Source organism: Micrococcus sp. IITD107 (genome assembly GCF_041927415.1).
In the GTDB taxonomy this organism is placed as follows: Bacteria; Actinomycetota; Actinomycetes; order Actinomycetales; family Micrococcaceae; genus Citricoccus; species Citricoccus terreus.
Map to the genome: position 1 here is coordinate 60,196 of NZ_JBHFFN010000006.1, position 25,840 is coordinate 86,035.

The following is a 25,840-nucleotide window of genomic DNA, read 5'->3' on the forward strand; positions in this document are numbered from 1 at the left end:
CTGGCTCGGTGACAGATCCGACGCCCGACATCCCTGCTCGCGCCCGCCCTGACGAGACGACCCCGCCCGCCTGGACCACGCGCCTGCTGGAGCTGATGGAGATGGGACAGGCCCGGCCGGACCTGGCCGGAGTGGCTGCCCTGGCGGGGCAGGCTCGGGCTGCCCACCCCCAGGATCCCGACGCCGGCACCTCCACGGCGTTCGTCGCCGGGTACGCGGCGGGGCTGGCTGAGGGGACGGGGCAGGCTGACTTCGCACGGGCCCACCGGGCCTCACTGCGGGCGCTGGAACGGCTGATCGCCCAGGGCCGGGCCGAGCAGCAGGAGGATCCGGCATGAGCATGGAACGCGCGGCGATGATGTCCATGCACCGGATGAGCAGGGGTGAGGAGACCGCCCGGCAGGAGCTGACCCCGGGCACAGTCCGCCGAACGCTGCAGTTCGCCGCCCGGTACCGCGGCAAGTTGATCTTCTTCCTGATCCTCTCCGTGCTGGGCGCCGTGCTCGGGGTGGCCTCTCCGATCCTGGCCGGCGATGTGGTCAACGCGATCGTGGGCGGTCAGAATGCACCGCTGATCGTCCGGCTGGCCCTGCTGATTGCCGCGGTGGCGGTGGCCGATGCCGCCCTCTCCGTGGTCACTCGGTGGCTCTCCTCCGAGCTGGGAGAACGGATCATCTACGATCTGCGCACCGCCGTGTTCGACCACGTGCAACGGATGCCGGTCGCGTTCTTCATGCGCACCCGCACCGGTGCCCTGGTCTCGCGGTTGAACAATGACGTGATCGGTGCCCAGAGCGCGATCTCCCGGACGCTGTCCGGTGTGGTGATGAACGTGGTCTCCCTGGTGCTGACCCTGGCGGTGATGGTCTCCACCTCCTGGCAGGTCACCCTGATCTCGCTGGTGCTGCTGCCGGTGTTCCTGATCCCTGCGCGGCTGCTGGGCCGGCGCCTGGCCGAGCTGACCCGCACCCGGGCCAACCACAACGCGGCCATGGGCGACCAGATGACCGAACGGTTCTCGGCTCCGGGAGCCACCCTGGTCAAGCTCTTCGGCGACCCGCACCGGGAGTCCCGCGAGTTCGCCGTGCGGGCGGACCGGGTACGGTCTGCCGGGGTGAGCATCTCGGTCCGGCAGTCGGTGTTCACCACCCTGTTGACTCTGGTCTCTGCCCTGGCGCTGGCCGCCGTCTACGGGGTGGGCGGCCTGCAGGCGATCGCCGGAACCCTCAACCCCGGTGATGTGGTCACCCTGGCCCTGCTGCTGACCCGGCTCTACGCTCCGCTGACCGGTCTGGCCAACGCGCGCGTGGAGATCATGAGCGCCCTGGTCTCCTTCGACCGCGTCTTCGAGGTGCTGGACCTGGAGCCGCTGATCCAGGACGCCCCGGATGCCCGGCCGATCCCCGCCGGCCCGGTCACCCTGGAGGTGGAGGACGTGCACTTCTCCTACCCCAGCGCGGACCAGGTCTCGCTGGCCTCACTCGAGGAGGTCGCGGTGCTGGACCGGCGCGGTGGGCAGGAGGTGCTGCACGGCATCTCCTTCACGGTGCGGCCCGGGCAGACCTATGCCCTGGTGGGCACCTCCGGGGCGGGCAAGTCCACCATCGCGTCCCTGCTGGCCCGCCTGTACGACGTCGGCTCCGGCGCCATCCGCTACAACGGCACGGACATCCGTGACGTCACCTCCGAATCCTTGCACGCCACCGTGGGGATGGTGACCCAGGACGGACACCTGTTCCACGACACGATTCGCGGGAACCTCACTCTGGCCGCCCCGGATGCCACGGAGGAACAGATCTGGGATGCGATCGACCGTTCTCGGCTGCGCCGCGTGGTGGAGGGGCTGCCGGATGGGCTGGACACCGTGGTGGGGGAGCGGGGCTATCGTCTCTCCGGAGGCGAACGCCAACGGATGACCATCGCCCGGCTGTTGCTGGCCTCCCCGCGCGTGGTGCTGCTGGACGAGGCCACGGCCGCCCTGGACTCCACCTCGGAACGTGCGGTCCAGGAGGCCCTGGCCGAGGCACTGACCGGACGGACCGCCGTCGTGATCGCCCACCGCCTCTCTACCATCCGCTCGGCCGACCGGATCCTGGTGGTGGAGGACGGACGCGTGCTGGAGGAGGGACCGCATGCCGAGCTGCTGGCCGCCGGAGGCCGGTACGCCGAGCTGTACCGCACCCAGTTCGACGACTCTGTGGTCGAGTGAATCGGTCTGGTGCCCGGAGGCCTGATGGGGAGCTCTGCCCATGGCGCCTTTGGCGTGCATCCCTATCCTGGAGGAGAGGACCGCTTCCTGGACGGCCAGCCCGATGACGCCGAGCTCGTGCGCAGCGCCAGCCACCCCCAGACCTGCACCACGCAGAACGAGGACGAAGACCTGGTCCGTGGCAAGGACTACAGCGTGGTGGTCATGACCGAAGTTCCGGACGAGGAGGCTGAGGCGACTCGGGACCGGCTGCAGCAGGCACTGGAGAGCACGGGGTAAGAGATCGTCCACAGTGCGGTGCCACGGGATGATCAGGCGGTGGCCACAGGCCGGTCAGCAGAAGGGACAGTGCATATCAGCCGCAAGCCGGAGGACCTGCGGATCCAGCTGCGCACGGCCTGCAGCACGCATGCGTCCCTGCAGTGAGAGTGCCCCTGGCCGGAATCGAACCGACGGCCTGCCCTTTAGGAGAGGGCCGCTCTATCCTACTGAGCTACAGGGGCCGGGCGGCGGGGCCGCATGACGGCCAGCCGCACCGGAACAGTCTACCCAGACCGATGAGCGTCTAGGCAGTGACCGGACGGTCCTGCCGTTCACGCACGGATCGCCGCCAGCGGCCGACGAGCATCAGGGTCATCCACACGGTCAGCACGATCAGCAGGATCCACCGCACCACCGTCAGAGTGGCGGCCAGACCTGCACCCTCGCCCCCAGCGGCCAGTGCCGCCTCGATCGCGACGTTCTCCCCGATGTCCACCACCGCGAACAGCAGCCCGGCAACGATGGTCAGCGTTCGTCCGGTTCCGCGCGGCAGGGACCACAGGGCCACCACGAGCACCGAGAGCCCGAACATCAGCGGGAAGATGATCCCGGCCGTCTTGTGCACCCAGTTCAGCTGACCCAGGGCATCGGCATCCATGGCGCCAGCCAGCTGGACGATGTACCCGGAGTCGTATCCGAACATCATCGAGTCCGGCATGGCCAGTCCGCCGGAGAGCTGGGTCATCTGCTGCAGCACGAGCAGGTGCAGATAGGCGAACATGAACGCCGTGCTCACCAGCAGGGCGATCACCAGCATGGTGGGGTTGCCCTCCTGCTGCCCGGCCGCGGCCAGGTCCGCCTTGGCCCTCGAGACCGATACCCCGGGATGCTTCACGGGGGCAGGGGACGACGACGGCGCCCCACCCTGGGCGGTTTCCGGCGCCTGGCGCTGGGTGCGGGCGGCAGACGAGCTGCCCGACCGCTTCTTCTTGTTCTTCGACACAGTGACCTCCAACTCTCCATTCTCCCAGGCCCAACACCACGGCGGTGACGAGCCCCCGCCGCAGTCTCTACTGTGGCCAGTATGTTCTTCATCTTCGGTGTGAGCCCCGGCCAGCGTTCCCTCGGTCCCGGCCAGACCCGGACCTGTCCGCGCTGCGGCAACACCACCACCTGGGAGCGGCTCGAGACCCATCAGCGTTTCTCCCTCTTCTTCATCCCGATCCTGCGCTGGGGCAAGCGCCGGAGCGAGGTCTGCCGCATCTGCGGGGAGACTGCGCCCCTCTGATGACGATGCTGTGATCCCGATCCGGTGACGGCGCCCACCCGCATATCTCGTCCGGCCCCTCGGTAGAGTGGACGCCACCATGTCCCAGCATCTCCAGTCCTCCCTGCCCGGCCTGTTCCCGCCTCGTTCTCAGCCACCCGTGACGGCCGATCCCGAGGCGAGGGGCCCTCGCTTCGGCGGCCCGGCGGTGCTGGAGTCCCGTTCGGCCGAGGATCTGCTTCAGGGGCTGAATGAACAGCAGCGTGCCGCCGTGGAGCACACCGGCGGGCCGCTGCTCATCGTCGCCGGTGCCGGGTCGGGCAAGACCCGTGTGCTGACCCACCGGATCGCCTGGCTGCTGGCCACCGGCCAGGCCCGCCCCCATGAGATCCTGGCCATCACCTTCACCAACAAGGCCGCCGCGGAGATGCGTGAGCGCATCACCGCCTTGGTCGGCCCGGCCGCCCAGAAGATGTGGATCTCCACCTTCCACTCCTCCTGCGTGAGGATCCTGCGGAACGAGGCGGCCGCCGTCGGGCTCAAGTCCAACTTCTCCATCTACGATTCTGCAGACTCCCTGCGGCTGGTGACCTCGATCGCCAAGGCCCGGGACTTGGACCCCAAGCGCTTCGCCCCCAAGGCCCTGCTGAACCGGATCAGCTCGCTGAAGAACGAGCTCGTGGACGCCGAGGACCACTCGGCCACCGTCTCCGGTTCAGACCCGTTCGCCCAGGCTGTGGCCGAGGTCTACGCCGAGTACACGCAGCGACTGCGTCAGGCCAACGCCATGGACTTCGACGACCTGATCGGGATGGTCGTGCACATGTTCGAGGCCTTCCCCGCCGTGCTGGACAACTACCGCCGCCGCTTCCGGCATGTGCTCGTGGACGAGTACCAGGACACCAACCACGCCCAGTACCGCCTGGTGCGCCTGCTCACCGGGCCCGAGGGGGAGCCGGAGGGCGTGGCCACGGCGGGCGGCGCGTTGACCGTGGTGGGCGACTCGGACCAGTCCATCTATGCCTTCCGCGGTGCGGACATCCGCAACATCGTGGAGTTCGAGCAGGACTACCTCGAGGCCACCACCGTCAAGCTGGAGCAGAACTACCGCTCCACCCAGAACATCCTGGACGCGGCCAACGCGGTGATCGCCAAGAACCCCCAACGCCGGCCCAAGAACCTGTGGACCGCCGAGGGCGCGGGGGAGCGGATCATCGGCTATGCCGCCGAGAACGAGTCAGCCGAGGCCGAATGGATCGCCTCGACCATCGACCGGCTGCAGGACGAGGACGGGATCCGGCCGGCCGACGTCGCGGTGTTCTACCGCACCAACGCCCAGTCCCGGTCCCTTGAGGAGCGGCTGGTCACCAAGGGCATCCCCTACCGGGTGGTCGGCGGCACGCGGTTCTACGACCGCAAGGAGATCAAGGACGCCCTAGCGTACCTGCGTGTGCTGGACAACCCCGACGACGACATCAACCTGCGCCGGATCCTGAACGAGCCCAAACGGGGGATCGGGGACCGGGCCGAGGGTGCTGTGGCCGCCCTGCAGGATCGGAATCGGTCCACGTTCTTCGAGGCGCTGCGCCAGGCCGACCAGGCACCGGCCATGGCCACGCGTTCGGCCAAGTCGGTGGCACAGTTCGTGCAGATGATGGACGACCTCGCCCAGATCGCCGAGACCTCCGGGCCGGCCACCGTCCTGGAGGCGGTGCTGGAGCAGACCGGGATGCTGCAGGCCCTGCGCAGCTCCGAGGACCTGCAGGACGAATCCCGCGCCGACAACCTGGGCGAGCTGGTGGCCGTGGTGCGCGAGTTCGAGAAGACCCACCCGGACGGGACGCTGGGGGACTTCCTGGAGCAGGTGGCCCTGGTGGCCGACGCCGACCAGCTGCCCACCGCCCCGGATGTGGAGGGCGCTGAGCTGGCCGACGCCCTGGGCCAGGTCACCCTGATGACCCTCCACACCGCCAAGGGCCTGGAGTTCCCGGTCGTCTTCCTCACCGGCATGGAGCACGGGGTCTTCCCCCATGCCCGGTCCATGACCGATGAGAAGGAACTGGCCGAAGAGCGGCGGTTGGCCTATGTGGGCCTGACCCGTGCCCGGAAGCGGCTGTTCCTCTCCCGCTCGGAGGCGCGCTCGCTGTGGGGCCAGCACCAGTTCAACCCGCCGAGCCAGTTCCTGGGGGAGATCCCCGAGGAGCTGGTGGAGTGGGAACGCGAGGGCAGCACACGGCCGGCTGGCTTCGGCTCCGGGTGGGGCGGCGGGTCGATCGGCGGCCACGGCGGATCCGGTTCTCGCTATGACAAGCGGTTCTCCGGATCATCCTGGGGTGCGGGGGCCTCCAGCCAGCGCCGGTGGAGCTATGACCGGGAGGACTCCGCTCCCGCCCGGCCGGCCCGCCCGTCCGGAAGCTACGCCGAGGATGCCGAACTGACGGTGCCCGGCAGATCTGGGGCGCGCACCCGGGTGCAGCCGCAGAAGGAGATCGTGGCACTCAGTCCGGGTGACGCCGTCGAGCACTCCAGCTTCGGGCGGGGAACGGTGCTCTCGCTGGAGGGGAGCGGGGACAAGACCGTGGCCAAGGTCACCTTCGACGGCACCGAGAAGCGGCTGCTGCTCCGGTACGCGCCGCTGACCAAGGTCGACTAAGGTAGGGACTGGACGGAACGGGCTGTGTCCCGGACCTCCGGCCGGCCTCCGCCGCGCCGGACACCCACGCATTCTCGAGCCAGACTCCTGGACGTGTGGCGTGCCCATGTCGTCGCCTGCGGAAACCGGTCGTCCCTGACTTCAACGTAGAAGGACTCCAACCCGTGGACCTGTATGAGTACCAGGCGCGCGATCTGTTCGAGGCACACGGCGTTCCCGTGCTGGCCGGCATCGTGGCGCAGACCCCGGAAGAGGCCAAGGCGGCCGCTGAGAAGATCGGCGGCGTGACCGTCGTCAAGGCACAGGTGAAGGTCGGTGGCCGCGGCAAGGCCGGCGGCGTCAAGGTCGCCAAGACCGCTGACGAGGCCTACGAGCACGCCAAGGCCATCCTGGGCATGGACATCAAGGGCCACACCGTGCACCAGGTGATGATCGCCCAGGGTGCCGACATCGCCGAGGAGTACTACTTCTCCGTGCTGCTGGACCGCGCCAACCGCACCTACCTGGCCATGTGCTCGGTCGAGGGCGGCATGGAGATCGAGCAGCTGGCCGTGGAGCGCCCCGAGGCACTGGCCAAGGTCCCCGTCTCCGCACTGACCGGCATCGACCAGGCCACTGCCGAGAAGATCGTGGCCGAGGCCAACTTCCCCGAGGAGCTGCGCAGCCAGGTCGCCGAGGTCCTGGTCAAGCTCTGGGGTGTCTTCGAGAAGGAGGACGCCACCCTCGTCGAGGTCAACCCGCTGGTGAAGACCGGCGACGGCAAGATCCTCGCCCTGGACGGCAAGGTCACCCTGGACGACAACGCCGAGTTCCGCCAGGAGGGCCACGCCGCCCTGGTCGACAAGCGCACCGAGGATCCCCTGGAGGCCAAGGCCAAGGAGAACGACCTCAACTACGTCAAGCTCGACGGCCAGGTCGGCATCATCGGCAACGGCGCCGGACTCGTCATGTCCACCCTGGATGTGGTGGCCTACGCCGGCGAGAAGCACGGCAACGTCAAGCCCGCCAACTTCCTGGACATCGGCGGTGGCGCCTCGGCTGAGGTCATGGCCAACGGCCTGGACGTCATCCTGAACGACGAGCAGGTCAAGAGCGTGTTCGTGAACGTCTTCGGCGGCATCACCTCCTGCGACGCTGTGGCCAACGGCATCGTCAAGGCCCTGGAGATCCTGGGCGACAAGGCCACCAAGCCGCTGGTCGTCCGCCTGGACGGCAACAACGTCGAGGAGGGTCGCCGCATCCTGGATGAGGCCAACCACCCGCTGGTCACCCTGGCCACCACCATGGACGAAGGCGCCGACAAGGCCGCCGAGCTGGCCAACAAGTAAGCACGAAGGACGGACCACACAGATATGTCGATCTACCTGAACAAGGATTCCAAGGTCATCGTCCAGGGCATCACCGGCGGTGAGGGAACCAAGCACACCGCCCTGATGCTCAAGGCCGGGACCAACATCGTCGGCGGCGTCAACGCCCGCAAGGCCGGCACCACCGTCTCCCACACGGACAAGGACGGCAACGCCGTCGAGCTGCCCGTGTTCGGTTCCGTGGCCGAGGCCATGGAGAAGACCGGAGCCGACGTCTCCGTCGCCTTCGTGCCGCCGAAGTTCGCCAAGGACGCAGCCGTGGAGGCCATCGAGGCCAAGATGCCGCTGCTCGTGGTGATCACCGAGGGCATCCCGGTGCAGGACACCGCCGAGTTCTACGCTCTGGCCGAGTCCACCACCGGTGAAGACGGCAAGCCGACCACCCGCATCATCGGCCCCAACTGCCCCGGCGTCATCACTCCGGGCGAGGCCCTGGCCGGCATCACCCCGGCCAACATCACCGACCGCGGCCCCATCGGCCTGGTCTCCAAGTCGGGCACCCTGACCTACCAGATGATGTACGAGCTGCGTGACCTGGGCTTCTCCACCGCCATCGGCATCGGCGGCGACCCGGTCATCGGCACCACGCACATCGATGCACTGGAGGCCTTCGAGGCTGACCCGGAGACCAAGGCGATCGTGATGATCGGCGAGATCGGCGGCGACGCCGAGGAGCGTGCCGCCGAGTTCATCAAGGCCAACGTCACCAAGCCCGTGGTGGGTTACGTGGCCGGCTTCACCGCACCGGAAGGCAAGACCATGGGCCACGCAGGCGCCATCGTCTCCGGTTCCTCCGGTACGGCTCAGGCCAAGAAGGAGGCCCTGGAGGCCGCCGGCGTGAAGGTGGGCAAGACCCCCTCGGAGACCGCGCAGCTGATGCGCGAGATCCTCGAGGGCTGACCCTCACCTGCATCACGAACAGACAGACGGCCGTCCTCCCCTCAGGGAGGGCGGCCGTCTCTGACGGAGCGGAGACCACCTGATGTTCACCACGCAGATCACCCCGCGGATGAGCGAGACCAATAGGGCCGGGCACATCAGCAACACGGTGCTGCCCGTCTGGTTCGAGGCTGGCCGGGCGGAGATCTACGCGATGTTCCGCCACTCCGATCACGTCCAGTCCTCCCCGCTGGTCATCAAGACCTTCACCGTGACGTTCCACCGTGAGCTGGAGCTCTCGGGAGAGGTCACCATCGAATGCGCGGTGGCCCGCGTGGGTCGGATCTCCTTCGCGCTCGCCGAGCGCGCACTGCAGCATGGCCAGGTCTGCGCAACCGGAGAGGTTGTGTACGTCGTCGTCGGACCTGACGGCCCCGAGGCCGTCCCTGACGCGATCCGAGACCAGTTGAACGCGCATCAGATCTCCGAATCCGCACCTGAACACTGACTCGGCACGCGCCTACCGGTGATGGTGGTCACAGCGTCATCGATCTGAAAGACTTGCTGGACTATGGCACTCTCCGTGTTGGACCTCTTCTCCGTGGGCATCGGCCCCTCCTCCTCTCACACCGTCGGTCCCATGCGGGCCGGACGGCGCTTCGCCCTGGGGCTGGTGGAGCGCGGGCTGGTGGAGGCCACTGAGAGGATCCACGTCCAGCTCTTCGGCTCACTGGGCGCCACCGGGCATGGTCACGGCTCTGATCGGGCCGTGCTGCTGGGACTGGAGGGCGAGGACCCGGAGACGGTGGACACCGAGCGGGCCAACTCCCGTGTGGAGTCGATGAAGGCCGAACGGCGCCTGTCCTTGGCTGGCGGGCCCGAGCAGGGCGGCAAGGACCTGGCCTTCGATCCGGAGGCCGATCTGGTGATGCACCGGCGCAAGTCCCTGCCGTACCACCCCAATGGGATGTCCTTCACCGCCTATGACGCGGACGGCGAGGTGGTGGTGGAGCGGGTCTACTACTCCGTCGGCGGCGGGTTCGTGGTCGATGACGAGGCGGCCGGTGCAGACCGCGTGGTCGAGGACACCACGCGGCTGCCGCTGCCGTTCGGCTCCGGCAAGGAGCTGCTGGCCCACTGCGAACGGGAGGGCATCTCCGTCCCCGAGCTGATGCGGCGCAATGAGGAGGCCTTCCGCCCCTGGGAGCAGACCCGCGCGGCGCTGCTGAACATCTGGCAGGTCATGCAGGACTGTGTGGAGGCCGGGTGTGAGTCCACCGGCACCCTCCCCGGAGGGCTCAAGGTCCCCCGGCGTGCAGCCCTGCTCAAGGAGCAGCTCGAGCTCAGCGCACCTCGCGACGGCAGTGCCCCCAAGGACGGCAGTGCCCCCGATGCCCTGGGAGCCATGGAGTGGGTCAACCTCTACGCGCTGGCCGTCAACGAGCAGAATGCCTCTGGTGGGCGGATCGTGACCGCTCCCACCAACGGCGCAGCGGGGATCATCCCGGCGGTCCTGCACTACTGGCGAGACTTCCTGACTCGAGAGATGACTCCGGAACAGGTGGAGGACGGCGTGGTGGAGTTCCTGCTGACCGCGGCGGCCATCGGGATCCTGATCAAGGAGAACGCCTCCATCTCCGGCGCTGAGATGGGCTGTCAGGGGGAGGTCGGATCGGCGTGCTCCATGGCTGCGGCAGGCCTGTGCCAGCTGCTGGGCGGGACTCCACGTCAGGTGGAGAACGCCGCCGAGGTGGGGATCGAGCACAACCTGGGCCTGACCTGTGACCCGGTGGGCGGACTGGTGCAGATTCCCTGCATCGAGCGCAATGCCATCGCATCGGTCAAGGCCATCAATGCCGCCCGGCTCTGCCGCCGCGGCGACGGCCGCCACACGGTGTCCCTGGACCAGGTCATCAAGACGATGCGCGAGACCGGCCAGGACATGAAGATCAAGTACAAGGAGACCTCGCGCGGCGGACTGGCTGTCAACGTGATCGAGTGCTGAGCGTGCTCAGACGCTGCCCGCACGGCGGGGGATGAGGAGAGGCCACCGGAGCCCGTTCCGATCCGATGGCCTCTGCGGATGAGGTGACCCCCCTTCCGCGGATCGCCAGCCCGTTCCTGCCCCCATGCATCCCCCGATGCCCCTCCGGCAGGACCGGCTCAACAGTCCCTCCTGTGCGAAGCCGATGCAGGGCTGGCGCCCACTGTGAGCCTAGACCGATCGTGACGGGCTCGCGATGGGGAGAACTGCCCATCCGCCGATCCTTCGGCTGGGGCAGTTCAGTGGTATCAGGCGACCGAGGTGCCGAAGGCCAGGCCCAGGAGGTAGGTGACCGCTGCGGCGCCGAAGCCGATCAGCAGCTGGCGCACACCACGCTTGAACGGAGAGGCCCCGGAGAGCAGTCCGACCACGCCGCCGGTGAACAGCAGGGCCAGGCCCACCAGCAGGGCGGCCACCGCCACCGCAGTCAGGCCGGTCAGGCCGAAGATGTAGGGCAGCACCGGGATGATCGCCCCGGAGGAGAAGAAGCCGAAGCTGGACAGGGCCGCTCCCCAGGCATTGCCGATCTCCCGGTGCTCGGCCGAGCGGTCCACCGGCCCCTGGGACCCGTCCGGGCGGGCCGAGAACGCCGGGTTGCAGTCACAGGAGAAGTACCCCAAGCGCTCCTGGGCGCGGTGGCGTGCATCCTCACGGTCCATCCCCCGGGCCAGGTACACCAGCTCGAGCTCGTTCTGGTCCAGGTCCAGGTCACGGGCGGCGTCCAGGGTGATCTGAGTGGGGGAGGAGGCGTCCAGCAGCTCGCGCTGGGACCGCACCGAGACGAACTCGCCGGCGCCCATGGACAGCGCGCCGGCCAGCAGGCCGGCGATCCCGGTGAACAGCACCACCTGGTTGGAGACACCGGTGGCGCCGATGCCCATCACCAGGGCGAGGTTGGAGACCAGGCCGTCATTGGCGCCGAACACGGCCGCACGGAAGTTCCCCGCCAGCTCCTCGCGGCCCCGAGCGGCCAGCCCGCGCACGACCTCCTCGTGGATGGCCTCATCAGCGGCCATGCCCGGAGCGGCGTCCTGGTCCTGGGCGTAGGGCGAATCGGACTCGGCCCGCTGGGCCAGGGCCAGCACGAACACGGAGCCGAAGATCCGGGCCAGCCAGCGCAGCAGGATCCGGTGCACGGAGGGGCGGACGGTCTTCTCTGCGTGCTCGCCCAGCAGGGTCCGCCAGTGATTCTCGTGGCGCCGCTCGGCCTCGGCCAGTCCCAGCAGGATGTCCCGCTCGGCCCCGTCCTTACGGGCGGCGATCTGACGGTAGATGTCACCTTCGGCGATCTCGTCGGCCAGGTACCGCCGCCACCGGCGGATCTGATCCGGAGAGGGATCGACGGCGGCTGCCGACGGTTCAGGGGCGGCGGACGAGGGCATGGAACGGCTCCGTGGACGGGGAGGGGACGGCTGGGATGCCAGCCGATCAGACAGTCTACGCCGGGCCCGCCGTAGCATGGAGGGCATGACCTCGCGCTCCCAGACCGCCTCGCCGGACACCGGCTCAGACCAGCCCGACGGCGGCTCCGGCGCTTCCGCGGGCGTCTCACCGTCCGCATCCCGCGGGAGGGTGGCCGGCTCCGTCCTGGGTGGCGGGAGGGAGCCTGATCCTCGCTTCACGTTGGCCAACGAGCGGACCTTCCTGGCGTGGATCCGCACCTCGCTGGCGCTGCTGGCCGGCGGGATCGCCGTGGAGGCCTTCACCGGGGCGGTGTTCGACGAGCTGACGCGCAAGGCGATGGGATCCACGCTGCTGGCGCTGGCCGCGCTGATCGCGGTGACCGCCGGCTTCCGGTGGGTGAGGGTCGAGCGGGCCATGCGGACCGGCCGTCCTCTGCCCCTGCCCCTGCTGGTGCCGGTGCTGGCCGTGGGAGGTGCCCTGGCCGCCGTCGTGCTGGTGGTCTTCGTCCTGGTCCGGCCCTCCTGAGGTGCCGATGAGAACGGAAGCTGCGGCGGGGCGAGGTCAGCGCCGTGCCCGGATCCGATACACGCTCAGACCACGCACGTCACCGCCGCCCCTGCACGAGGACCCGGGTCTGCAGCCGGAGCGGACCGTGATGAGCTGGGGCAGGACCCTGCTGGCCCTGTTCGTGGCCTCGATGATGTTCCTGCGCTGGTACCCCACCGAGGGGCCGATCACCCTGGTCCCGGCACTGCTGTGCGCGGTGGCCGGGATGGCCATCCACCTCACCCAGCGCCGGCGCTACGCCCTGCAGTCCCACGGGATCCGTCAGGAGCGGGTGCGCGCCGACGTCTGGGCGGTGCTGTGGATGCTGTCCCTGGTGGTGGTGCTCAGCGCCCTGGGGATCAGTGCGGTGTGGTGGCTGTGACCGAGGAACCGGGGATGAACTCCTCGCCGCCCTCCGCACGGCGGCGACGCCAGGCCTCCAGCACCGTGGGATGCGTGGGGCGGGTCAGCAGGCTGACCACCACGTAGACCACGGCCGAGGCGATCAGACCGACGTAGATCGGCTCATTGGCGTACACGCCGGCGAAGGGCTCATCGCCCTGGACCTCGAGGGTGATCATGGTGGCCAGCGTGCCCACGGTGCCGGCCAGCATGGACCAGGCCGCCCCGGCGCCGGTGCCCCGGGACCAGACCAGTCCGCCGATGATCGCCACCATCAGTCCGCCGACCAGGATGTCGTACGCGATGGTCAGGGCCGCGACCACATCCGGGACCATCACGGCCAGGACCAGCACGAAGACGCCCAGTCCCAGGACCCACCAGCGGTTGGAGTCCACGTCCTCCTCGAAGCGCTGCGCCTCGGAGATCTCCTGATCGGCCTCGCGGCGGGCGGCCTCGGCGTCCAGCGTGGCCGGACGTCGCCCGGCCAGGATGCCGCGGATCAAGGGCACCACATCGGCGCGGGCCACGGTGGCGGCGGCGATCAGGGCGCCGGATGCGGTGGACATCATGGCGGCCACGGCTGCGGCCAGGGCGAGCCCGCCCAGGCCGATGGGGAGCATCTGCAGGGCCACCGAGGCGAAGACATCGTCCTTGACCTCGATGCCGGGCAGGACCACCGCCGCAGCCATGCCGATCAGGGCACCGGCCACGCCGTAGAGGATCACGTAGATGCCGGCGGCGGTGCCACCCCAGCGGGCGACCTCGGGGGAGCGGGCGGTGAACACGCGCTGCCAGATGTCCTGGCCGATCAACAGGCCCAGGGTGTAGATCACGAAGTAGGTGATGATCGACTGCAGCCCCATGCCGCCGATGTCGAAGAACTCCGCGGACAGCCGCTCCTGCATGCTGCCCAGACCGCCGGCCTGGGACAGGGAGATCGGCAGCATGAGCACGAACATGCCCAGGGTCATGATCAGGAACTGGGCCATGTCCGCCAGGGTGATGGACCACATCCCGCCGATCACCGAATAGGCCAGGACGATGGCGCCGCCGACCACGATGGCCAGCCAGCGGTCCCAGCCGAAGAGCACCACGAAGATCGAGGCGTAGGCGCCGGTGGAGGTGGCGGCGAGCATCAGCGTGTAGGCCAGCATCACGATGGAGGAGACCTGGGTGACCTCCGAGCCGTAGCGCAGGGTGAGCATCTGGGAGACGGTGTAGATCTTCAGGCGTTGCAGCACCGGGGCGAAGAGCAGGGAGAGGGCCAGGACGCCGACCCCGATGGCGGTCACCAGCCACATGCCGGAGATGCCGTGGACATAGCCCAGGCCGACGCCGCCGACGGTCGAGGCTCCGCCGAGCACGACGGCGCTCATGGTGCCGGTGTAGAGCAGGGGGCCGAGGCGACGGCCGGCCAGCAGGTAGTCGGAGCTGCCCTGGGTGCGGCGCCGACCCCACCAGCCGAAGAGCAGCATGCTCAGGAGATAGACGGCGATGATGACGATGTTCAACGTCTGCATGGGGAACCTCAGAGGTGGGAGGGAGGAGGGGGAGGCGGGGCGGACGGATGCACAGCGGTGGACGGCTGTGTTGTCCACCACACCGTGACGGGTATACGGTAAACCCATGTTTACTTCTGGACAACCTGCTGTGGGCGACCGCCGGGCTGAGTCCGCGTGAAGTCCCTGCCGATCCAGCCGACTGGCACTGGGCAGGCGCTCGGCCGGCGACTGCGTGAGCTGCGCCAGGACCGGCATCTGACCATGGACCAGGTGGCCGAGTTCGCCGGGCTGACCAAAGGGTTCCTCTCCCGGGTGGAACGGGACCTGACCAGTCCCTCGGTGACAAGCCTGATCTCGATCTGCCAGGTGCTGGGCGTGGCCCCCGGAGAGGTGCTCGACGCCCCTGAGCTCTCCGTGGTGCGTCTGGCCGATGCACCCCGGGTCAGCCTGGGCGGCGAGGGGATCACCGAACAGCTGGTCACGCCGCCCGGCCAGCGCGAGCTGCAGGTGATCCGCGCGGTGGTCGCCCCCGGTGGCCGCGGGGAGAACGACCTGTACACCGTGGACTGCACGGTGGAGAGTCTGCACGTGATCGACGGCCCCTTCACCCTCATCACGCCCGACGGTGAGCTGACCCTGCAGAGCGGGGACACCGTGACGTTCCCTGGCACGGAACCGCACTCCTGGCAGAACCCGGGCGACGGAGCCGCCGTCGTGCTCTGGATCCTGGCCGGAAGGCGCTCCCGGTGACCGTGCCGCACTCCTGAAGACCTGAACCCCTTGAACCCCTGATTGCCCTCGACCCTGAGACAGAAACCCTGCTGAAAGGACCCGACCATGCTGGAGATCCCCCGCGTGACCGAGAACGGGAACATCGGACCCGTCAACTCCGCCCTGGTGCCGCGCTTCGGCGGCGCCCCCACCTACGCGCTGCTGCCCCGCCTCGACGAGGTGGCCGCCGCTGGGCAGAGCGCGGACATCAAGGTGGTGGGCGTGCCCTTCGACGCCGGTGTCTCCTACCGCTCCGGCACCCGCTTCGGCTCCGGGCACATCCGCCAGTCCTCCCGGCTGCTGCGCCCGTACAACCCGGCCACGGACACCTCCCCGTTCGCCCAGGTCCAGGTGGCCGACGCCGGGGACATGGCCGTGAACCCGTTCAACATCCACGAGGCGATCGAGGCCGTGCAGCAGGACGCCCTGGACCTGACCGAGGACGGCGCTTCGCTGATGACCCTGGGCGGGGACCACACCATCGCCCTGCCGCTGCTGCGTGCCGCCTCCCAGCGCGCCGGTGAGCCCGTGGCGCTGCTGCACTTCGACGCGCACCTGGACACCTGGGACACCTACTTCGGCGCCGAGTACACCCACGGCACCCCGTTCCGGCGGGCGGTGGAGGAGGGCATCCTGGACACCGAGGCGATCAGCCACGTGGGCACGCGCGGTCCGCTGTACGGCAAGAAGGATCTGGAGGACGACCGCCGCTTCGGCTTCGGGATCGTCACCAGCTCGGACGTCTTCCGCCAGGGCGTGGACGAGGTGGTCGGCCGGCTGCGCGACCGGATCGGCAACCGCCCGCTGTACATCTCCGTGGACATCGACGTGCTGGATCCCGCTCACGCCCCCGGCACCGGCACTCCGGAGGCCGGTGGCATGACCAGCCGCGAGCTGCTGGAGATCATCCGTGGCCTGCGCGGGATGAACCTGGTGGGCGCCGACGTGGTGGAGGTCTCCCCGGCCTACGACCACGCTGAGCTCACCGGGATCGCCGCCTCCCACGTGGCCTACGACCTGATCAGCCTGATGGCCGACCTGCGGGCTGGCCGTGCTGAGGGTGCCGAGGGTACCCAGCAGACGGGGGAGACCGCATGAGCGAGCACAACCAGCCGAACCAGCCGAACCAGCCGGCTGAGCATCAGCGCAACGGCGGAGACCTGGTGGTGGAGACCCTGCAGGCCCTGGGCGCCCGCACGGTGTTCGGCATCCCCGGTCAGCATGCCCTGGGCCTGTTCGACGCCCTGTCCCGGTCCGACCTGCAGTTCGTCTCCAACCGGGTGGAGAACAATGCCGCCTTCGCCGCGGACGGCTACTCCCGCGCCACCGGTGAGGTGGGCGTGCTGTTCCTCTCCACCGGACCCGGCGCGCTGACCTCGTTGGCCGGGCTGCAGGAGGCCTACGCCACGGCGGTGCCCCTGGTGGTGGTGGCCTCACAGATCCCGCTGTCCGGACTCGGCGCTCGCCGCAAGGGCATGCTGCACCAGCTCGATGACCAGAAGGCCTCGGCCCGCAACGTCACCAAGTCCCAGATCACCGTGCACCACGCCTCCGGGATCCCCTCGGCCATTCAGGATGCCTGGGCGGACGCCATCACCGTTCCGCAGGGGCCGGTGTGGGTGGAGGTCCCCCAGGACGTGCTGCTGGGCGAGGTCATGGTCCCGCCCGTGCAGGATGCGCTGGCCGTGCCCTACGACCACCCTCCGCGCGAGGAGCTCGTGGCCGAGTCGGTGCGCTGGCTGGCCGCGTCCACCCGTACGGCGATCGTGGCCGGCGGAGGCGTGCGGCGCTCCGGTGCTGAGGCAGAACGGCAGCTGCTGCGGGTGGCCGAGCTGCTGCAGGCCCCCGTGGTGTGCAGCCCCGGCGGCGTGGGCGCCTTCCCCTCAGACCACGAGCTCTCCATGGGCTCCTGGGTGGAGGACCGGCATGTCACCGAGGTGCTGGAGGACGCCGAGGTGCTGCTGGTCATCGGATCTTCCCTGGGCGAGGTGACCTCGAACTACTTCACCCTGGAGCCGCGCGGCAAGCTGATCCAGATCGACGCCGAGCCCCGCGTGCTGGAGACCAACTTCCCCACCCTGGGTGTGCGTGCCGACGCCGGCCAGGCCTTGGGTGCCCTGGCGGACGCGTTGGAGGCCGCGGCAGGGCAGGGCGCGGCAGGATCACCCGACGACGGCACCTGGGCTGGCGCGGAGTGGCGCGGGCGCAGTGCCCCGCAGGTGGTGGCCGAGGTCAACCGGAAGGTCCAGGAGCGCCTGGAGGGACAGGACCTGAACCGGGAGCAGCGCTTCATGGCCGACGTCCGTTCGGCAGTGCCCTCCGGCATGCAGACCTTCTGGGACATGACGATCGCCGCCTACTGGGCGTGGAACGTCTGGGACGCGCAGTCCGGGCAGTTCCACTCCGCCCAGGGGGCCGGCGGACTGGGCTACGGCTTCCCGGCGGCGTTCGGCGGAGCACTCGGCCTGGCCTCCCAGGGGCGCTCCGGTGCCGACGGGCGGGTGCTGGCCGTGGCCGGTGACGGTTCGGCCATGTACTCGATCGCGGAGCTGGCCGCAGCCCGGCAGCACGATGCCGCGGTGACCTGGCTGATCGTGGACGACGGCGGGTACGGGATCCTGCGCGAGTACATGGAGGACACCTTCGGCCAGGCCACTGCCACGGAGCTGGCCCGCCCGGACTTCGTCGCGCTCGCCGAGTCCTTCGGCGTCCCGGCGGAGGCCGTCCCCGTGGAGGAGGTCGGCCCGGCACTCACCCGCGCCTTTGCGGGGGAGGGGCCCAACGTCGTCGTGGTCCAGACCCGCCTGAAGATGTGGGCCCCCAGCCACCTGGAGGACTGATCCCAGACACCACTGACCCCCGGTCATCGCGTCAGCGGCCGGGGGTCAGCGGTTGCGGTGAAGCCGTCAGCGACTACTCAAAGCGCTCGGGCTGCTCACCGAAGATGAAATGGCGGCCGGTCACCCGGGACACGTCCACCTCCACGTAGAAGTCCTTGTAGGTGGGGATCCACGGCTGGATGCCCAGGCCCTCGGCGAACTCGATCTCGTCCTCGTTCTCCAGCACGCGGGCGGTGCCGCGGGCCAGCACGGACCAGCCCTGATCGGAGAGGATGCCGTCAGCCTGGACGATCACCTTGGGGTTGATGGTCAGCTCGGCCAGCTTGCTGCCCGGCGCGGTGCGGAAGTAGATCTTCTGATCGCGGGCCACGAAGTTCACCGGGAACAGATCCAGCTCGTCGTTGACCCGAAGCCCCAAGCGACCGTGCCGGGTGTGCTCCAGCAGCTTCCAGCACTGGGCGTCATCCAGCACCAGGACAGGCTCGCCGTCCTCGTGTTCGAACATGGACAGCACTCCGTGGGTGCGGGCGTTGGCGGTGGACTCGGTCATCGCGGCCTCCTGTGCTCGTGTCTCATGTTCGTGCTTCCCATTCTGCCCTGTCAGCGGTCCCCCGGCCAGGGGTGCCCGCACAGGGTCCCGGCTGCCTGACGATTCCGCACCGCCTCACCGGAAACTCCTCGTCCTGCGGGACGGTGACGTTCCGGTCCGGGGGTGTGGAACCGCGGGTCACCGACCCCGGTATCCGGCGGCACGGCGGGCGGTGACCGTCTCCTCCAGCACCCGCACTGCGGTGGGGGCCCGCCGCCCGGGCGCCACCGCCACATAGCAGGGGGCCAGATGGGCGGCCCGCCGTTCCGGTCCGTCCGTGTCATAGAACCGGGGCACGTAGGTCCCGCCGGCCCGGCGCACCAGCAGCTGGCCCACGGCCACATCCCACGGGTTGGTGTCCACGCCCAGGGTCACATCCGCCCAGCCGATCGCGGTGAACGCGCACTCCAGAGCCCCGGAGACCGTCCGGCGCACCGTGGCGTAGGTGTCCACCAGCCGCCCGAACCGCTCCAGCGCGGCAGTGCCGTCCAGCTCCAGCGCCTCGGCCGAGGGGTAGGAGGTGACCACGTTCAGTGAGGACTCATCCACCGGCCCAGCGCCCTCGGGCTCGGCCACGGGCGCACCCGCTCCGAACCGCTCGCCGTTCAGGTACGCGCCGGAGTCGTCCGCCGAGAACTCCAGCCCTCCCACGGGGTCCAGCACCACTCCGGCCACCACCTCGCCGTCCACTGCGGCGGCGATGGAGACGGAGAACATGGCGAAGCCGTGCGCGAAGTTCGAGGTCCCGTCGATCGGGTCGATGATCCACTCCACCTGCCCGCCCGCTGCTGCCGGCGAGCCGGTCGCCTCGGTGACGGGGCCGTCGTCGGGAAGCCCGTGACCTCCGCGGGAGCCGCCCTCCTCGCCGGTGAAGCGTGAACCGGGCACCGCCTGCTCCAGGAACGCCACCAGCGCGTCCTCGGTGGCGCGGTCATGCAGGGTGACGAGGTCGTGGGTGTTGCGCTTGGTCGCCACCTGCAGCTCGGCGGGTGTGGACCGGAAGGCCCGGGCCAGCTCCGGGGCACAGGTGGCGGCGGCGTCGCAGGCGATCCGGCGCAGCTCAGCAGGGGAAGGAGTGGAGGTGACGGCCATGAGGCCAGCCTAGGTGCGCGGTCCGCTCAGGGCTTCCCGACGACGGCCGGTCGAGTCCCCGCGCGACCTCGCGGATTTGATTGCCTGAGGCAACCAGTCGTACACTTGCTTGCCGAAGGCAACTAAAGGAGGGGTGTGCGGTGGGCATGAGTCATGAGACGGCGGAGGAGCTGTTCGGCACGCTGCAGATGCTCGACCGCGTGCTCCGCTGGGGATTCCGAGCCCACCGTCAGCCCGATGACCCCGGCCCCGGTGCGCAGGCCACCCTGTTCTACCTGCTGCGCAACGAACCGGCGCGGGCCAAGGACATCGCCGAGTGGCTGGGGATCGGGGCGGCGCCGCAGTCACGTCAGCTTGCCGATCTGGAGCAGAACGGTCTGATCAGCAGGAAGCCGGACCCGGATGATGCCCGCGCGGCCCGGATCCGGCTGACCGAAGAGGGCAGGGCCACCGTGCTGGCCCTGCGCGAACGCCGGATCACGGTGATCCAGAAGTCCCTGGCGGAGATGGACGCCACCACCGCCGACTCGGCCGTGACGGCCCTGCGCGGAGTGGTTGAGGAGATGCGCGACGGACTGGCCGAGATGATCGGACAGTCACCCACACGCCCCACCGTCCCGCCACCGAGCACTCAGGCCCTGCCCTCCGTGGCCGCCCCGAGCCGAACAGACCTGACAGATTCGAAGGACACCGCATGAGCCGCACTCCCGGCACCCCTGAGCTCCAGACGCCGGACGAACCGGAGCAGCACGAGCCCGAGGAGCGGGTGAAGGCCCCGTTGACCGGCACCATCCCCGTCCAGCCGGCCAGCACCCGGCAGATGAGCCACAAGGAGATCCTCGAGGCGCTCACCGGCATCCTGGCCGGATTCTTCGCCTCGATGCTCTCGATCAACATCGTGGTGACCGCTCTGCCGGTGATCGTGAACAACCTGGGCGGCAACCAGATCCAGTACTCCTGGGTGCTGACCGGAACCCTGCTGGCCAATGCGGCCACCACCCCGATCTGGGGCAAGATGGCCGACCTGGTGGACAAGAAGAAGCTGATCCAGCTGACCCTGCTGATCTTCATCGCCGGCTCGATCATCGCCGGAGCGGCACCGAACATGGAGATGCTGATCGCCGGGCGCGTGGTGCAGGGCATCGGTGTGGGCGGCCTGGGCGCGCTGTCCATGGCGATCATGGGTGCGATCATCTCCCCGCGTGAACGTGGCCGCTACGCCGGCTACATGGGCGCCGTGATGGCCACGGCCACGGCGGCCGGTCCGCTGCTGGGAGGTCTGATCGTGGACACCATCGGCTGGCGCTGGACCTTCTGGGTGGGCGTGCCCCTGGCCGTGCTGGCCATGGTGGTGATCGCCAAGACGCTCAAGCTGGTCCACCACCGCCGCGAGGTGCACATCGACTGGTGGGGCGCCACGCTGCTGGCTCTGGCCACCTGCCTGCTGCTGATCTGGGTGTCCTTCGCCGGCAACCCGGACTACTTCCCCTGGGTCTCCTGGCAGTCCGCCGCCCTGGTCGGCGCCGTGCTCGTGTTGGTGGTGCTGTTCCTGATGGTGGAGTCCCGGTCCAAGGAGCCGGTGATGCGCCTGGGCATCTTCCGCAGCCGCACCACCCTGCTGGCCATCATCGCGGCCATCAGCTCCGCCGTGCTGATGTTCTCCCTGCCGGCCTACCTGGGACTGTACTTCCAGAACGGCCGCGGACTGGAGCCCACCGCCTCGGGGCTGCTGACCCTGCCGCTGATCGCCGGCAACCTGATCGGCTCCATCGCCACCGGGCAGCTGATCACCCGGTTCGGGCGCTGGAAGATCTACCTGGTGGTCGGCTCCACCGTGGCTGTGGCCGCCACCTTCTGGCTGGCCTCGGTGGATGAGGCCACCTTGTTCTGGGTGATCGGCGTGAAGATCTTCCTGGTCGGCCTCGGCCTGGGCATGGTGGTGCAGAACGTGATGCTGGCGGTGCAGAACACCGTCTCGGTGACGGAGATCGGGGCGGCCTCGGCGGCGGTGGCGTTCTTCCGCACCGTGGGCGGGGCCATCGGCAACTCGGTGCTGGGCTCGATCATGGCGATCCAGCTGATCGGAGCCGCCTCCGCCCAGCAGATGTCCTCCATCTACTCCAACGGTTCAGGCACCCTGTTCCTGGCTGCGGCGTTCATCGCCCTGCCCACGGTGGTGGCGGTGCTGCTGATCAAGGAGGTCCCGCTGCGCCGCACGGTCTGACCCGGTGTGCCCTGGACCCCTCCGGTACGGAATACTGGAGGCATGTCTGACACCCCCTCTCAGTCCCCGGACCAGCGGTACACCACGGCGGAGATCGTCTCGCCTCTGCTGGAACGCCGCGGCCCCTCGGCCCCGGAGCGCCTGGCCACCTCCGTCCAGCACCGCTTCGAGGAGATGCGCCGCAACTTCGCCATCCGCCGAGGCAACCAGCCCACCGTGCTCTCCTTCACCGGGTACGGCACCACCTCCTGGATCCGTGTGCTCTCCCGCGTGGTGATGGCCCCGGATGAGGCGTTCGAGAACGGGCGTCGTCTGGCCAAGGTGGTGGAGGACGGGGTGCGCGGCTGGCGCAACTTCGTCTCGCCTCCGGTCCCGTACGCCGAGGTCGAGGTGCACGTGGGCGAGCAGACCTTCACCGTGCGGGCCGACCGCGGCGGTGTGGTGGACGCCCGCGTCGAGGTCGCCATGGAGCCGGGCTGGCAGACCATCCAGCTGGCCGCTGCTGACGGGGAGGTCTCCACCTCGGACATCTTCATCGTCCGTGATGACGTCACCACCGGTCTGGTCTCGGACATCGATGACACCGTGGTGGTCACCGCGCTGCCCCGTCCGCTGCTGGCCGCCTGGAACTCCTTCGTGCTGGATGAGCATGCCCGCACTCCCACCCCGGGGATGGCCGTGCTGTTGCACCGGGTCCTGGAGTCCAGCCCGCGTTCGCCGGTCATCTATCTCTCCACGGGCGCCTGGAATGTGGCCCAGACCCTCTCCCGGTTCCTCTCGCGCAACCTCTACCCGTTCGGTCCGCTGCTGTTGACCGCCTGGGGTCCCACCGAGGACCGCTGGTTCCGCTCCGGCATGGAGCACAAGGTCACCCAGCTGGAGCGTCTGGCCCAGGACTTCCCGCACATGAAGTGGCTGCTGGTCGGAGATGACGGCCAGCACGACCCGGAGATCTATGCCGACTTCGCCCGCCGGCACCCGGACAAGGTCCGCGCTATCGTGATCCGTCAGCTGACCCCGTCTGAGGCCCTGTTGGCCGGTGGTCGTGCCTCGGACACTCGGGACACCACGCCGGGCGTGCCGTGGTGCTACGGACCGGACGGCGCCGCCCTGGCCGGTCAGCTCGAGGAACTGGGCCTGGTGGACCCGGAGACCGCCAGCGAGACTCCGTTGACCTGGCCGCGCGGCGGCAAGGGGGACACCTCGGAAGGCTCTGTCCACGCTGAGCAGGCCCGTGGCTGACCCTACTTCCTCGCTTCCGGACCTCGTGCTGAGTGGTCAGACAGGACAGGTCCTGTCTCATCCCGACGACGGCCACCCGGCTGTCCTGGTCCAGGTCGCCTTGCGTTGGGCAGACATGGATGCCTACGGGCATGTGAACAATGTCCAGGTCGCCCGGGTGCTGGAGGAGGCGCGCATCGGCGCGTTCGGCGTCCCCGGTGGGACCGGCGCCCCCGGGCTGGCCGCACCGGTGTCACTGCTGGGCGAGGGCATGCCGGAAGGCACCCAGGCGCTGATCGCCGAGCACACGGTGAAGTACCGCAAACCCCTGGAGTACCGCACGGTCCCGGTCCAGGTATGGGTCTGGGTCTCAGCGGTCAAGGGCGCCTCGGTGGAGATCGCCTACTCCGTGCGGGACGGGGTGGAGGGCACAGAGTGCGTCAGCGCCACCACCACCATGGTGTTCGCCGACCCGAGCACCGGCCGCCCGGTCCGCCTCACGGACCAGCAGCGCGCGGCCCTTGCGGCCCTGCAGGGCTGAGCGCTCAGACCACGCCCTGGGCGCTGACCTCACCGCCTGAATACCATTTCTTGGTACCGTTGGGCCATGGCTCAGAACACGTCGATCAGCTTGGACGACCATTTCGTCGACTTTCTCGGCCGAGAGGTGGCCTCCGGTCGTTATCGGTCGGCCAGCGAGGTCGTCCGCGCCGGACTTCGGCTGCTTGAAGACCAGGAGGCGCACCTTGCGGCCCTGCGAGCGGCGTTGGTGGCGGGTGAGAACTCCGGGGAACCGGAGGAGTTCGACTTCGACGCCTTCATCTCGGCCAAGCGGCCGTGAAGCCTTACCGACTCACTCCAGCGGCTCAGCGAGATCTCTCGCAGATCTGGGACTACACCGAGGAACAGTGGGATCTGCGCCAGGCCGAGACGTATATCGGCGACCTGTGGAGTGCTGTTGAACGTATCGCGGCTGATCCTTCCCTCGGGCGACAGTGCGACGACGTCCGCACGGGCTATCGGCGCTATGCCATCGGGAGCCATCTCGTGTTCTACGTGGAGACCGAGGCCACCGTCGACGTCATCCGCATTCTCCACCAGCGGATGGACCCTGGTAGGCACCTCTAGTCAGAACGTGAAGGCGGTCGCTCAGACCACGCCCTGAGCGAGCATGGCGTCGGCGACCTTGACGAACCCGGCGATGTTCGCCCCGGCCACATAGTTGCCGGGAGAGCCGTACTCCTCGGCGGTGGTCAGGCAGCGGTCGTGGATGTCGGTCATGATCTGCTCGAGCTTCTCGTGCGTGAAGTCGAAGCTCCAGGTGTCGCGCGTGGCGTTCTGCTGCATCTCCAGTGCGGAGGTGGCCACGCCGCCGGCGTTGGCGGCCTTGCCGGGTCCGAAGAGCACATCGCCAGCCAGGAACATCTCGGTGGCCTTCTGGGTCGAGGGCATGTTCGCGCCCTCTGCCACGGCAACGATCCCGTTCTCCAGCAGCGTCTTGGCCGAGCGGTCATCCAGCTCGTTCTGCGTGGCGGAGGGGATGGCCACCGTGCCCGGGACATCCCAGACGGTGCCGTCCTGCACGAACCGCGCCTTGCCGCCGCGGCGCTCGGCGTACTCGCCGATGCGGGCGCGCTCGGTCTCCTTGACCTGGCGCAGCAGCTCCAGGTCGATCCCGTCCTCATCCACCACGTAACCGGAGGAGTCAGAGGCGGTCAGCACGGTGGCGCCCAGGGACTGGGACTTGGCGATGGCGTTCAACGCCACGTTGCCGGAGCCGGACACCAGGACCTTCTGCCCGTCCATGGACTGTCCGCGGGTGCGGAGCATCTGGTCGGCGAACATGACGGCGCCGTATCCGGTGGCCTCGGGGCGCACCAGGGAGCCGCCCCAGGACATGCCCTTGCCGGTGAGCACGCCGGCCTCGAAGCGGTTGGTGATGCGCTTGTACTGGCCGAAGAGGTAGCCGATTTCTCGTCCGCCCACGCCGATGTCGCCGGCGGGAACGTCCGTGTACTCGCCGATGTGGCGGTAGAGCTCGGTCATGAAGGACTGGCAGAAGCGCATGACCTCGCCGTCGGAACGGCCGGAGGGGTTGAAGTCAGAACCGCCCTTACCGCCGCCGATCGGCATGCCGGTCAGTGCGTTCTTGAAGATCTGCTCGAAGCCCAGGAACTTGATGATGCCCAGGTAGACCGAGGGGTGGAACCGCAGTCCGCCCTTGTAGGGGCCCAGGGCGGAGTTGAACTCGACGCGGAAGCCGCGGTTGATCTGGATGCCGCCCTCGTCGTCGACCCACGGCACCCGGAAGATGATCTGGCGTTCGGGCTCGCACATCCGGCGCAGGATGCCCGACTCCACGTACTCGGGGTGCCGCTTGACCACCGGGCCCAGTGCCTCGAAGACCTCGGTCACGGCCTGGTGGAACTCACTTTCGCCGGGGTTGCGGTGGAACACCTCTCGCCGCAGCGTCTCCAGGCCAGCTTCCATGGTCGTCCTCACTCTCGGGTGGGCCCGAGGCGAATCGCCGGGGGCCGGTGCCGGGTCCACTGTACCCAGTGGGGCTGAG

General features: G+C 69.0%; 26 protein-coding genes and 1 tRNA gene. 20 read left to right on the plus strand and 7 right to left on the minus strand.

What is annotated here, in order from left to right; translation table 11 throughout:
- Nucleotides 1–8: 8 nt before the first annotated feature.
- From ACEXHE_RS11150 to ACEXHE_RS11160, 3 genes are read left to right on the plus strand one after another with little or no spacing between them, the layout of a single operon-like run.
- Entirely contained in the window at nt 9–338 is a 330-nt protein-coding gene (locus ACEXHE_RS11150; RefSeq protein ID WP_374785848.1) for a molybdopterin-guanine dinucleotide biosynthesis protein, read from the plus strand.
- The gene (locus ACEXHE_RS11155) at nt 335–2,209 is read left to right on the plus strand and encodes an ABC transporter ATP-binding protein (protein ID WP_374785849.1); all 1,875 of its coding nucleotides are present in this window, start codon (nt 335–337) and stop codon (nt 2,207–2,209) included. The genes ACEXHE_RS11150 and ACEXHE_RS11155 overlap by 4 nt, the downstream gene beginning before the upstream one ends.
- Nucleotides 2,210–2,263: 54 nt before the next feature.
- Entirely contained in the window at nt 2,264–2,488 is a 225-nt protein-coding gene (locus ACEXHE_RS11160; protein ID WP_374785850.1) for a hypothetical protein, read from the plus strand.
- A 150-nt stretch (nt 2,489–2,638) separates the two neighbouring features.
- On the opposite strand, the gene ACEXHE_RS11165 is transcribed toward ACEXHE_RS11160, so the two are convergent.
- Nucleotides 2,639–2,712 (minus strand) — tRNA-Arg (locus ACEXHE_RS11165).
- Between the two features lie 62 nt (nt 2,713–2,774).
- Nucleotides 2,775–3,473, minus strand: coding sequence for a hypothetical protein (locus tag ACEXHE_RS11170; protein ID WP_356968347.1), 699 nt, complete (start codon nt 3,471–3,473; stop codon nt 2,775–2,777).
- Between the two features lie 81 nt (nt 3,474–3,554).
- Between ACEXHE_RS11170 and ACEXHE_RS11175 the strand changes: the two genes are divergently transcribed.
- From ACEXHE_RS11175 to ACEXHE_RS11200, 6 genes are all read left to right on the plus strand, one after another.
- Entirely contained in the window at nt 3,555–3,758 is a 204-nt protein-coding gene (locus tag ACEXHE_RS11175; protein WP_260061991.1) for a zinc ribbon domain-containing protein, read from the plus strand.
- 79 nt (nt 3,759–3,837) lie between these two features.
- A complete protein-coding gene (pcrA, locus tag ACEXHE_RS11180) occupies nt 3,838–6,390 on the plus strand; it encodes a DNA helicase PcrA (protein ID WP_091697348.1) in 2,553 nt (850 codons plus the stop codon).
- Nucleotides 6,391–6,554: 164 nt separating this feature from the next.
- Nucleotides 6,555–7,718, plus strand: coding sequence for an ADP-forming succinate--CoA ligase subunit beta (gene sucC, locus ACEXHE_RS11185; RefSeq protein ID WP_091697345.1), 1,164 nt, complete (start codon nt 6,555–6,557; stop codon nt 7,716–7,718).
- 24 nt (nt 7,719–7,742) lie between these two features.
- The gene (gene sucD, locus ACEXHE_RS11190; RefSeq protein WP_091697342.1) at nt 7,743–8,657 is read left to right on the plus strand and encodes a succinate--CoA ligase subunit alpha; all 915 of its coding nucleotides are present in this window, start codon (nt 7,743–7,745) and stop codon (nt 8,655–8,657) included.
- An 82-nt stretch (nt 8,658–8,739) separates the two neighbouring features.
- The gene (locus ACEXHE_RS11195; protein WP_374785851.1) at nt 8,740–9,144 is read left to right on the plus strand and encodes an acyl-CoA thioesterase; all 405 of its coding nucleotides are present in this window, start codon (nt 8,740–8,742) and stop codon (nt 9,142–9,144) included.
- A 63-nt stretch (nt 9,145–9,207) separates the two neighbouring features.
- Nucleotides 9,208–10,641, plus strand: a complete 1,434-nt coding sequence (locus ACEXHE_RS11200) for an L-serine ammonia-lyase (RefSeq protein ID WP_374785852.1) — start codon at nt 9,208–9,210, stop codon at nt 10,639–10,641.
- 287 nt (nt 10,642–10,928) lie between these two features.
- Here the strand turns inward: ACEXHE_RS11200 and ACEXHE_RS11205 are convergent, their stop codons facing one another.
- A complete protein-coding gene (locus ACEXHE_RS11205; protein WP_356968337.1) occupies nt 10,929–12,062 on the minus strand; it encodes a VIT1/CCC1 transporter family protein in 1,134 nt (377 codons plus the stop codon).
- 85 nt (nt 12,063–12,147) lie between these two features.
- Between ACEXHE_RS11205 and ACEXHE_RS11210 the strand changes: the two genes are divergently transcribed.
- Entirely contained in the window at nt 12,148–12,609 is a 462-nt protein-coding gene (locus tag ACEXHE_RS11210) for a YidH family protein (RefSeq protein WP_091697334.1), read from the plus strand.
- A 7-nt stretch (nt 12,610–12,616) separates the two neighbouring features.
- Nucleotides 12,617–13,012 carry a DUF202 domain-containing protein gene (locus ACEXHE_RS11215; protein WP_260061983.1) on the plus strand — a complete coding sequence of 132 codons (396 nt, stop codon included), beginning with the start codon at nt 12,617–12,619 and terminating at the stop codon, nt 13,010–13,012.
- Here ACEXHE_RS11215 and ACEXHE_RS11220 read toward each other — a convergent pair.
- Nucleotides 12,990–14,552 (minus strand): sodium:solute symporter, encoded by a 1,563-nt coding sequence (locus tag ACEXHE_RS11220; RefSeq protein WP_374785853.1) that lies wholly within the window; start codon nt 14,550–14,552, stop codon nt 12,990–12,992. The two genes, ACEXHE_RS11215 and ACEXHE_RS11220, sit on opposite strands and share 23 nt — an antisense overlap.
- Before the next feature lie 156 nt (nt 14,553–14,708).
- Between ACEXHE_RS11220 and ACEXHE_RS11225 the strand changes: the two genes are divergently transcribed.
- The 3 genes from ACEXHE_RS11225 to ACEXHE_RS11235 all read left to right on the plus strand — a co-directional run bounded on the left by ACEXHE_RS11225 (nt 14,709) and on the right by ACEXHE_RS11235 (nt 18,145).
- Entirely contained in the window at nt 14,709–15,284 is a 576-nt protein-coding gene (locus tag ACEXHE_RS11225) for a helix-turn-helix domain-containing protein (RefSeq protein WP_374785854.1), read from the plus strand.
- Between the two features lie 87 nt (nt 15,285–15,371).
- Nucleotides 15,372–16,403 carry an agmatinase gene (gene speB, locus ACEXHE_RS11230; protein ID WP_091697326.1) on the plus strand — a complete coding sequence of 344 codons (1,032 nt, stop codon included), beginning with the start codon at nt 15,372–15,374 and terminating at the stop codon, nt 16,401–16,403.
- Complete coding sequence (locus tag ACEXHE_RS11235; protein ID WP_374785855.1) at nt 16,400–18,145, plus strand: thiamine pyrophosphate-binding protein; 1,746 nt, start codon at nt 16,400–16,402, stop codon at nt 18,143–18,145. Before speB ends, ACEXHE_RS11235 begins: the two co-directional genes overlap by 4 nt.
- A gap of 73 nt (nt 18,146–18,218) precedes the next feature.
- Here the strand turns inward: ACEXHE_RS11235 and ACEXHE_RS11240 are convergent, their stop codons facing one another.
- Both ACEXHE_RS11240 and ACEXHE_RS11245 read right to left on the minus strand, forming a co-directional pair.
- Nucleotides 18,219–18,695: a pyridoxamine 5'-phosphate oxidase family protein gene (locus tag ACEXHE_RS11240; RefSeq protein ID WP_245760688.1), complete on the minus strand. Its 477-nt coding sequence runs from the start codon at nt 18,693–18,695 to the stop codon at nt 18,219–18,221.
- A 177-nt stretch (nt 18,696–18,872) separates the two neighbouring features.
- Nucleotides 18,873–19,826: an inositol monophosphatase family protein gene (locus ACEXHE_RS11245; RefSeq protein WP_374785856.1), complete on the minus strand. Its 954-nt coding sequence runs from the start codon at nt 19,824–19,826 to the stop codon at nt 18,873–18,875.
- Between the two features lie 146 nt (nt 19,827–19,972).
- On the opposite strand from ACEXHE_RS11245, the gene ACEXHE_RS11250 reads away from it, so the two are divergent.
- The 6 genes from ACEXHE_RS11250 (at nt 19,973) to ACEXHE_RS11275 (ending at nt 24,399) form a co-directional block, all read left to right on the plus strand.
- Nucleotides 19,973–20,524, plus strand: coding sequence for a winged helix DNA-binding protein (locus tag ACEXHE_RS11250; RefSeq protein ID WP_356968318.1), 552 nt, complete (start codon nt 19,973–19,975; stop codon nt 20,522–20,524).
- Entirely contained in the window at nt 20,521–22,050 is a 1,530-nt protein-coding gene (locus ACEXHE_RS11255; protein ID WP_374785857.1) for an MDR family MFS transporter, read from the plus strand. The genes ACEXHE_RS11250 and ACEXHE_RS11255 overlap by 4 nt, the downstream gene beginning before the upstream one ends.
- Before the next feature lie 42 nt (nt 22,051–22,092).
- A complete protein-coding gene (locus tag ACEXHE_RS11260; RefSeq protein ID WP_374785858.1) occupies nt 22,093–23,292 on the plus strand; it encodes an App1 family protein in 1,200 nt (399 codons plus the stop codon).
- A complete protein-coding gene (locus ACEXHE_RS11265) occupies nt 23,285–23,812 on the plus strand; it encodes an acyl-CoA thioesterase (RefSeq protein WP_374785859.1) in 528 nt (175 codons plus the stop codon). Before ACEXHE_RS11260 ends, ACEXHE_RS11265 begins: the two co-directional genes overlap by 8 nt.
- Before the next feature lie 66 nt (nt 23,813–23,878).
- A complete protein-coding gene (locus ACEXHE_RS11270; RefSeq protein WP_091697312.1) occupies nt 23,879–24,112 on the plus strand; it encodes a type II toxin-antitoxin system ParD family antitoxin in 234 nt (77 codons plus the stop codon).
- The gene (locus ACEXHE_RS11275) at nt 24,109–24,399 is read left to right on the plus strand and encodes a type II toxin-antitoxin system RelE/ParE family toxin (protein ID WP_374785860.1); all 291 of its coding nucleotides are present in this window, start codon (nt 24,109–24,111) and stop codon (nt 24,397–24,399) included. Before ACEXHE_RS11270 ends, ACEXHE_RS11275 begins: the two co-directional genes overlap by 4 nt.
- A 21-nt stretch (nt 24,400–24,420) precedes the next feature.
- On the opposite strand, the gene gdhA is transcribed toward ACEXHE_RS11275, so the two are convergent.
- A complete protein-coding gene (gdhA, locus tag ACEXHE_RS11280; protein ID WP_374785861.1) occupies nt 24,421–25,761 on the minus strand; it encodes an NADP-specific glutamate dehydrogenase in 1,341 nt (446 codons plus the stop codon).
- Nucleotides 25,762–25,840: the final 79 nt, after the last annotated feature.

Bases quoted from the DNA above. Each gene is read 5' to 3' on its own strand.
- ACEXHE_RS11270 (WP_091697312.1), top strand. From the start codon at position 23,879: ATGGCTCAGAACACGTCGATCAGCTTGGACGACCATTTCGTCGACTTT.
- ACEXHE_RS11215 (WP_260061983.1), top strand. From the start codon at position 12,617: ATGAGAACGGAAGCTGCGGCGGGGCGAGGTCAGCGCCGTGCCCGGATC.
- ACEXHE_RS11195 (WP_374785851.1), top strand. From the start codon at position 8,740: ATGTTCACCACGCAGATCACCCCGCGGATGAGCGAGACCAATAGGGCC.
- ACEXHE_RS11205 (WP_356968337.1), bottom strand. From the start codon at position 12,062: ATGCCCTCGTCCGCCGCCCCTGAACCGTCGGCAGCCGCCGTCGATCCC.
- ACEXHE_RS11255 (WP_374785857.1), top strand. From the start codon at position 20,521: ATGAGCCGCACTCCCGGCACCCCTGAGCTCCAGACGCCGGACGAACCG.
- ACEXHE_RS11220 (WP_374785853.1), bottom strand. From the start codon at position 14,552: ATGCAGACGTTGAACATCGTCATCATCGCCGTCTATCTCCTGAGCATG.
- pcrA (WP_091697348.1), top strand. From the start codon at position 3,838: ATGTCCCAGCATCTCCAGTCCTCCCTGCCCGGCCTGTTCCCGCCTCGT.
- speB (WP_091697326.1), top strand. From the start codon at position 15,372: ATGCTGGAGATCCCCCGCGTGACCGAGAACGGGAACATCGGACCCGTC.
- sucD (WP_091697342.1), top strand. From the start codon at position 7,743: ATGTCGATCTACCTGAACAAGGATTCCAAGGTCATCGTCCAGGGCATC.
- ACEXHE_RS11210 (WP_091697334.1), top strand. From the start codon at position 12,148: ATGACCTCGCGCTCCCAGACCGCCTCGCCGGACACCGGCTCAGACCAG.
- ACEXHE_RS11235 (WP_374785855.1), top strand. From the start codon at position 16,400: ATGAGCGAGCACAACCAGCCGAACCAGCCGAACCAGCCGGCTGAGCAT.
- ACEXHE_RS11250 (WP_356968318.1), top strand. From the start codon at position 19,973: ATGAGTCATGAGACGGCGGAGGAGCTGTTCGGCACGCTGCAGATGCTC.
- gdhA (WP_374785861.1), bottom strand. From the start codon at position 25,761: ATGGAAGCTGGCCTGGAGACGCTGCGGCGAGAGGTGTTCCACCGCAAC.
- ACEXHE_RS11200 (WP_374785852.1), top strand. From the start codon at position 9,208: ATGGCACTCTCCGTGTTGGACCTCTTCTCCGTGGGCATCGGCCCCTCC.
- ACEXHE_RS11175 (WP_260061991.1), top strand. From the start codon at position 3,555: ATGTTCTTCATCTTCGGTGTGAGCCCCGGCCAGCGTTCCCTCGGTCCC.
- ACEXHE_RS11155 (WP_374785849.1), top strand. From the start codon at position 335: ATGAGCATGGAACGCGCGGCGATGATGTCCATGCACCGGATGAGCAGG.
- ACEXHE_RS11260 (WP_374785858.1), top strand. From the start codon at position 22,093: ATGTCTGACACCCCCTCTCAGTCCCCGGACCAGCGGTACACCACGGCG.
- ACEXHE_RS11240 (WP_245760688.1), bottom strand. From the start codon at position 18,695: ATGACCGAGTCCACCGCCAACGCCCGCACCCACGGAGTGCTGTCCATG.
- ACEXHE_RS11245 (WP_374785856.1), bottom strand. From the start codon at position 19,826: ATGGCCGTCACCTCCACTCCTTCCCCTGCTGAGCTGCGCCGGATCGCC.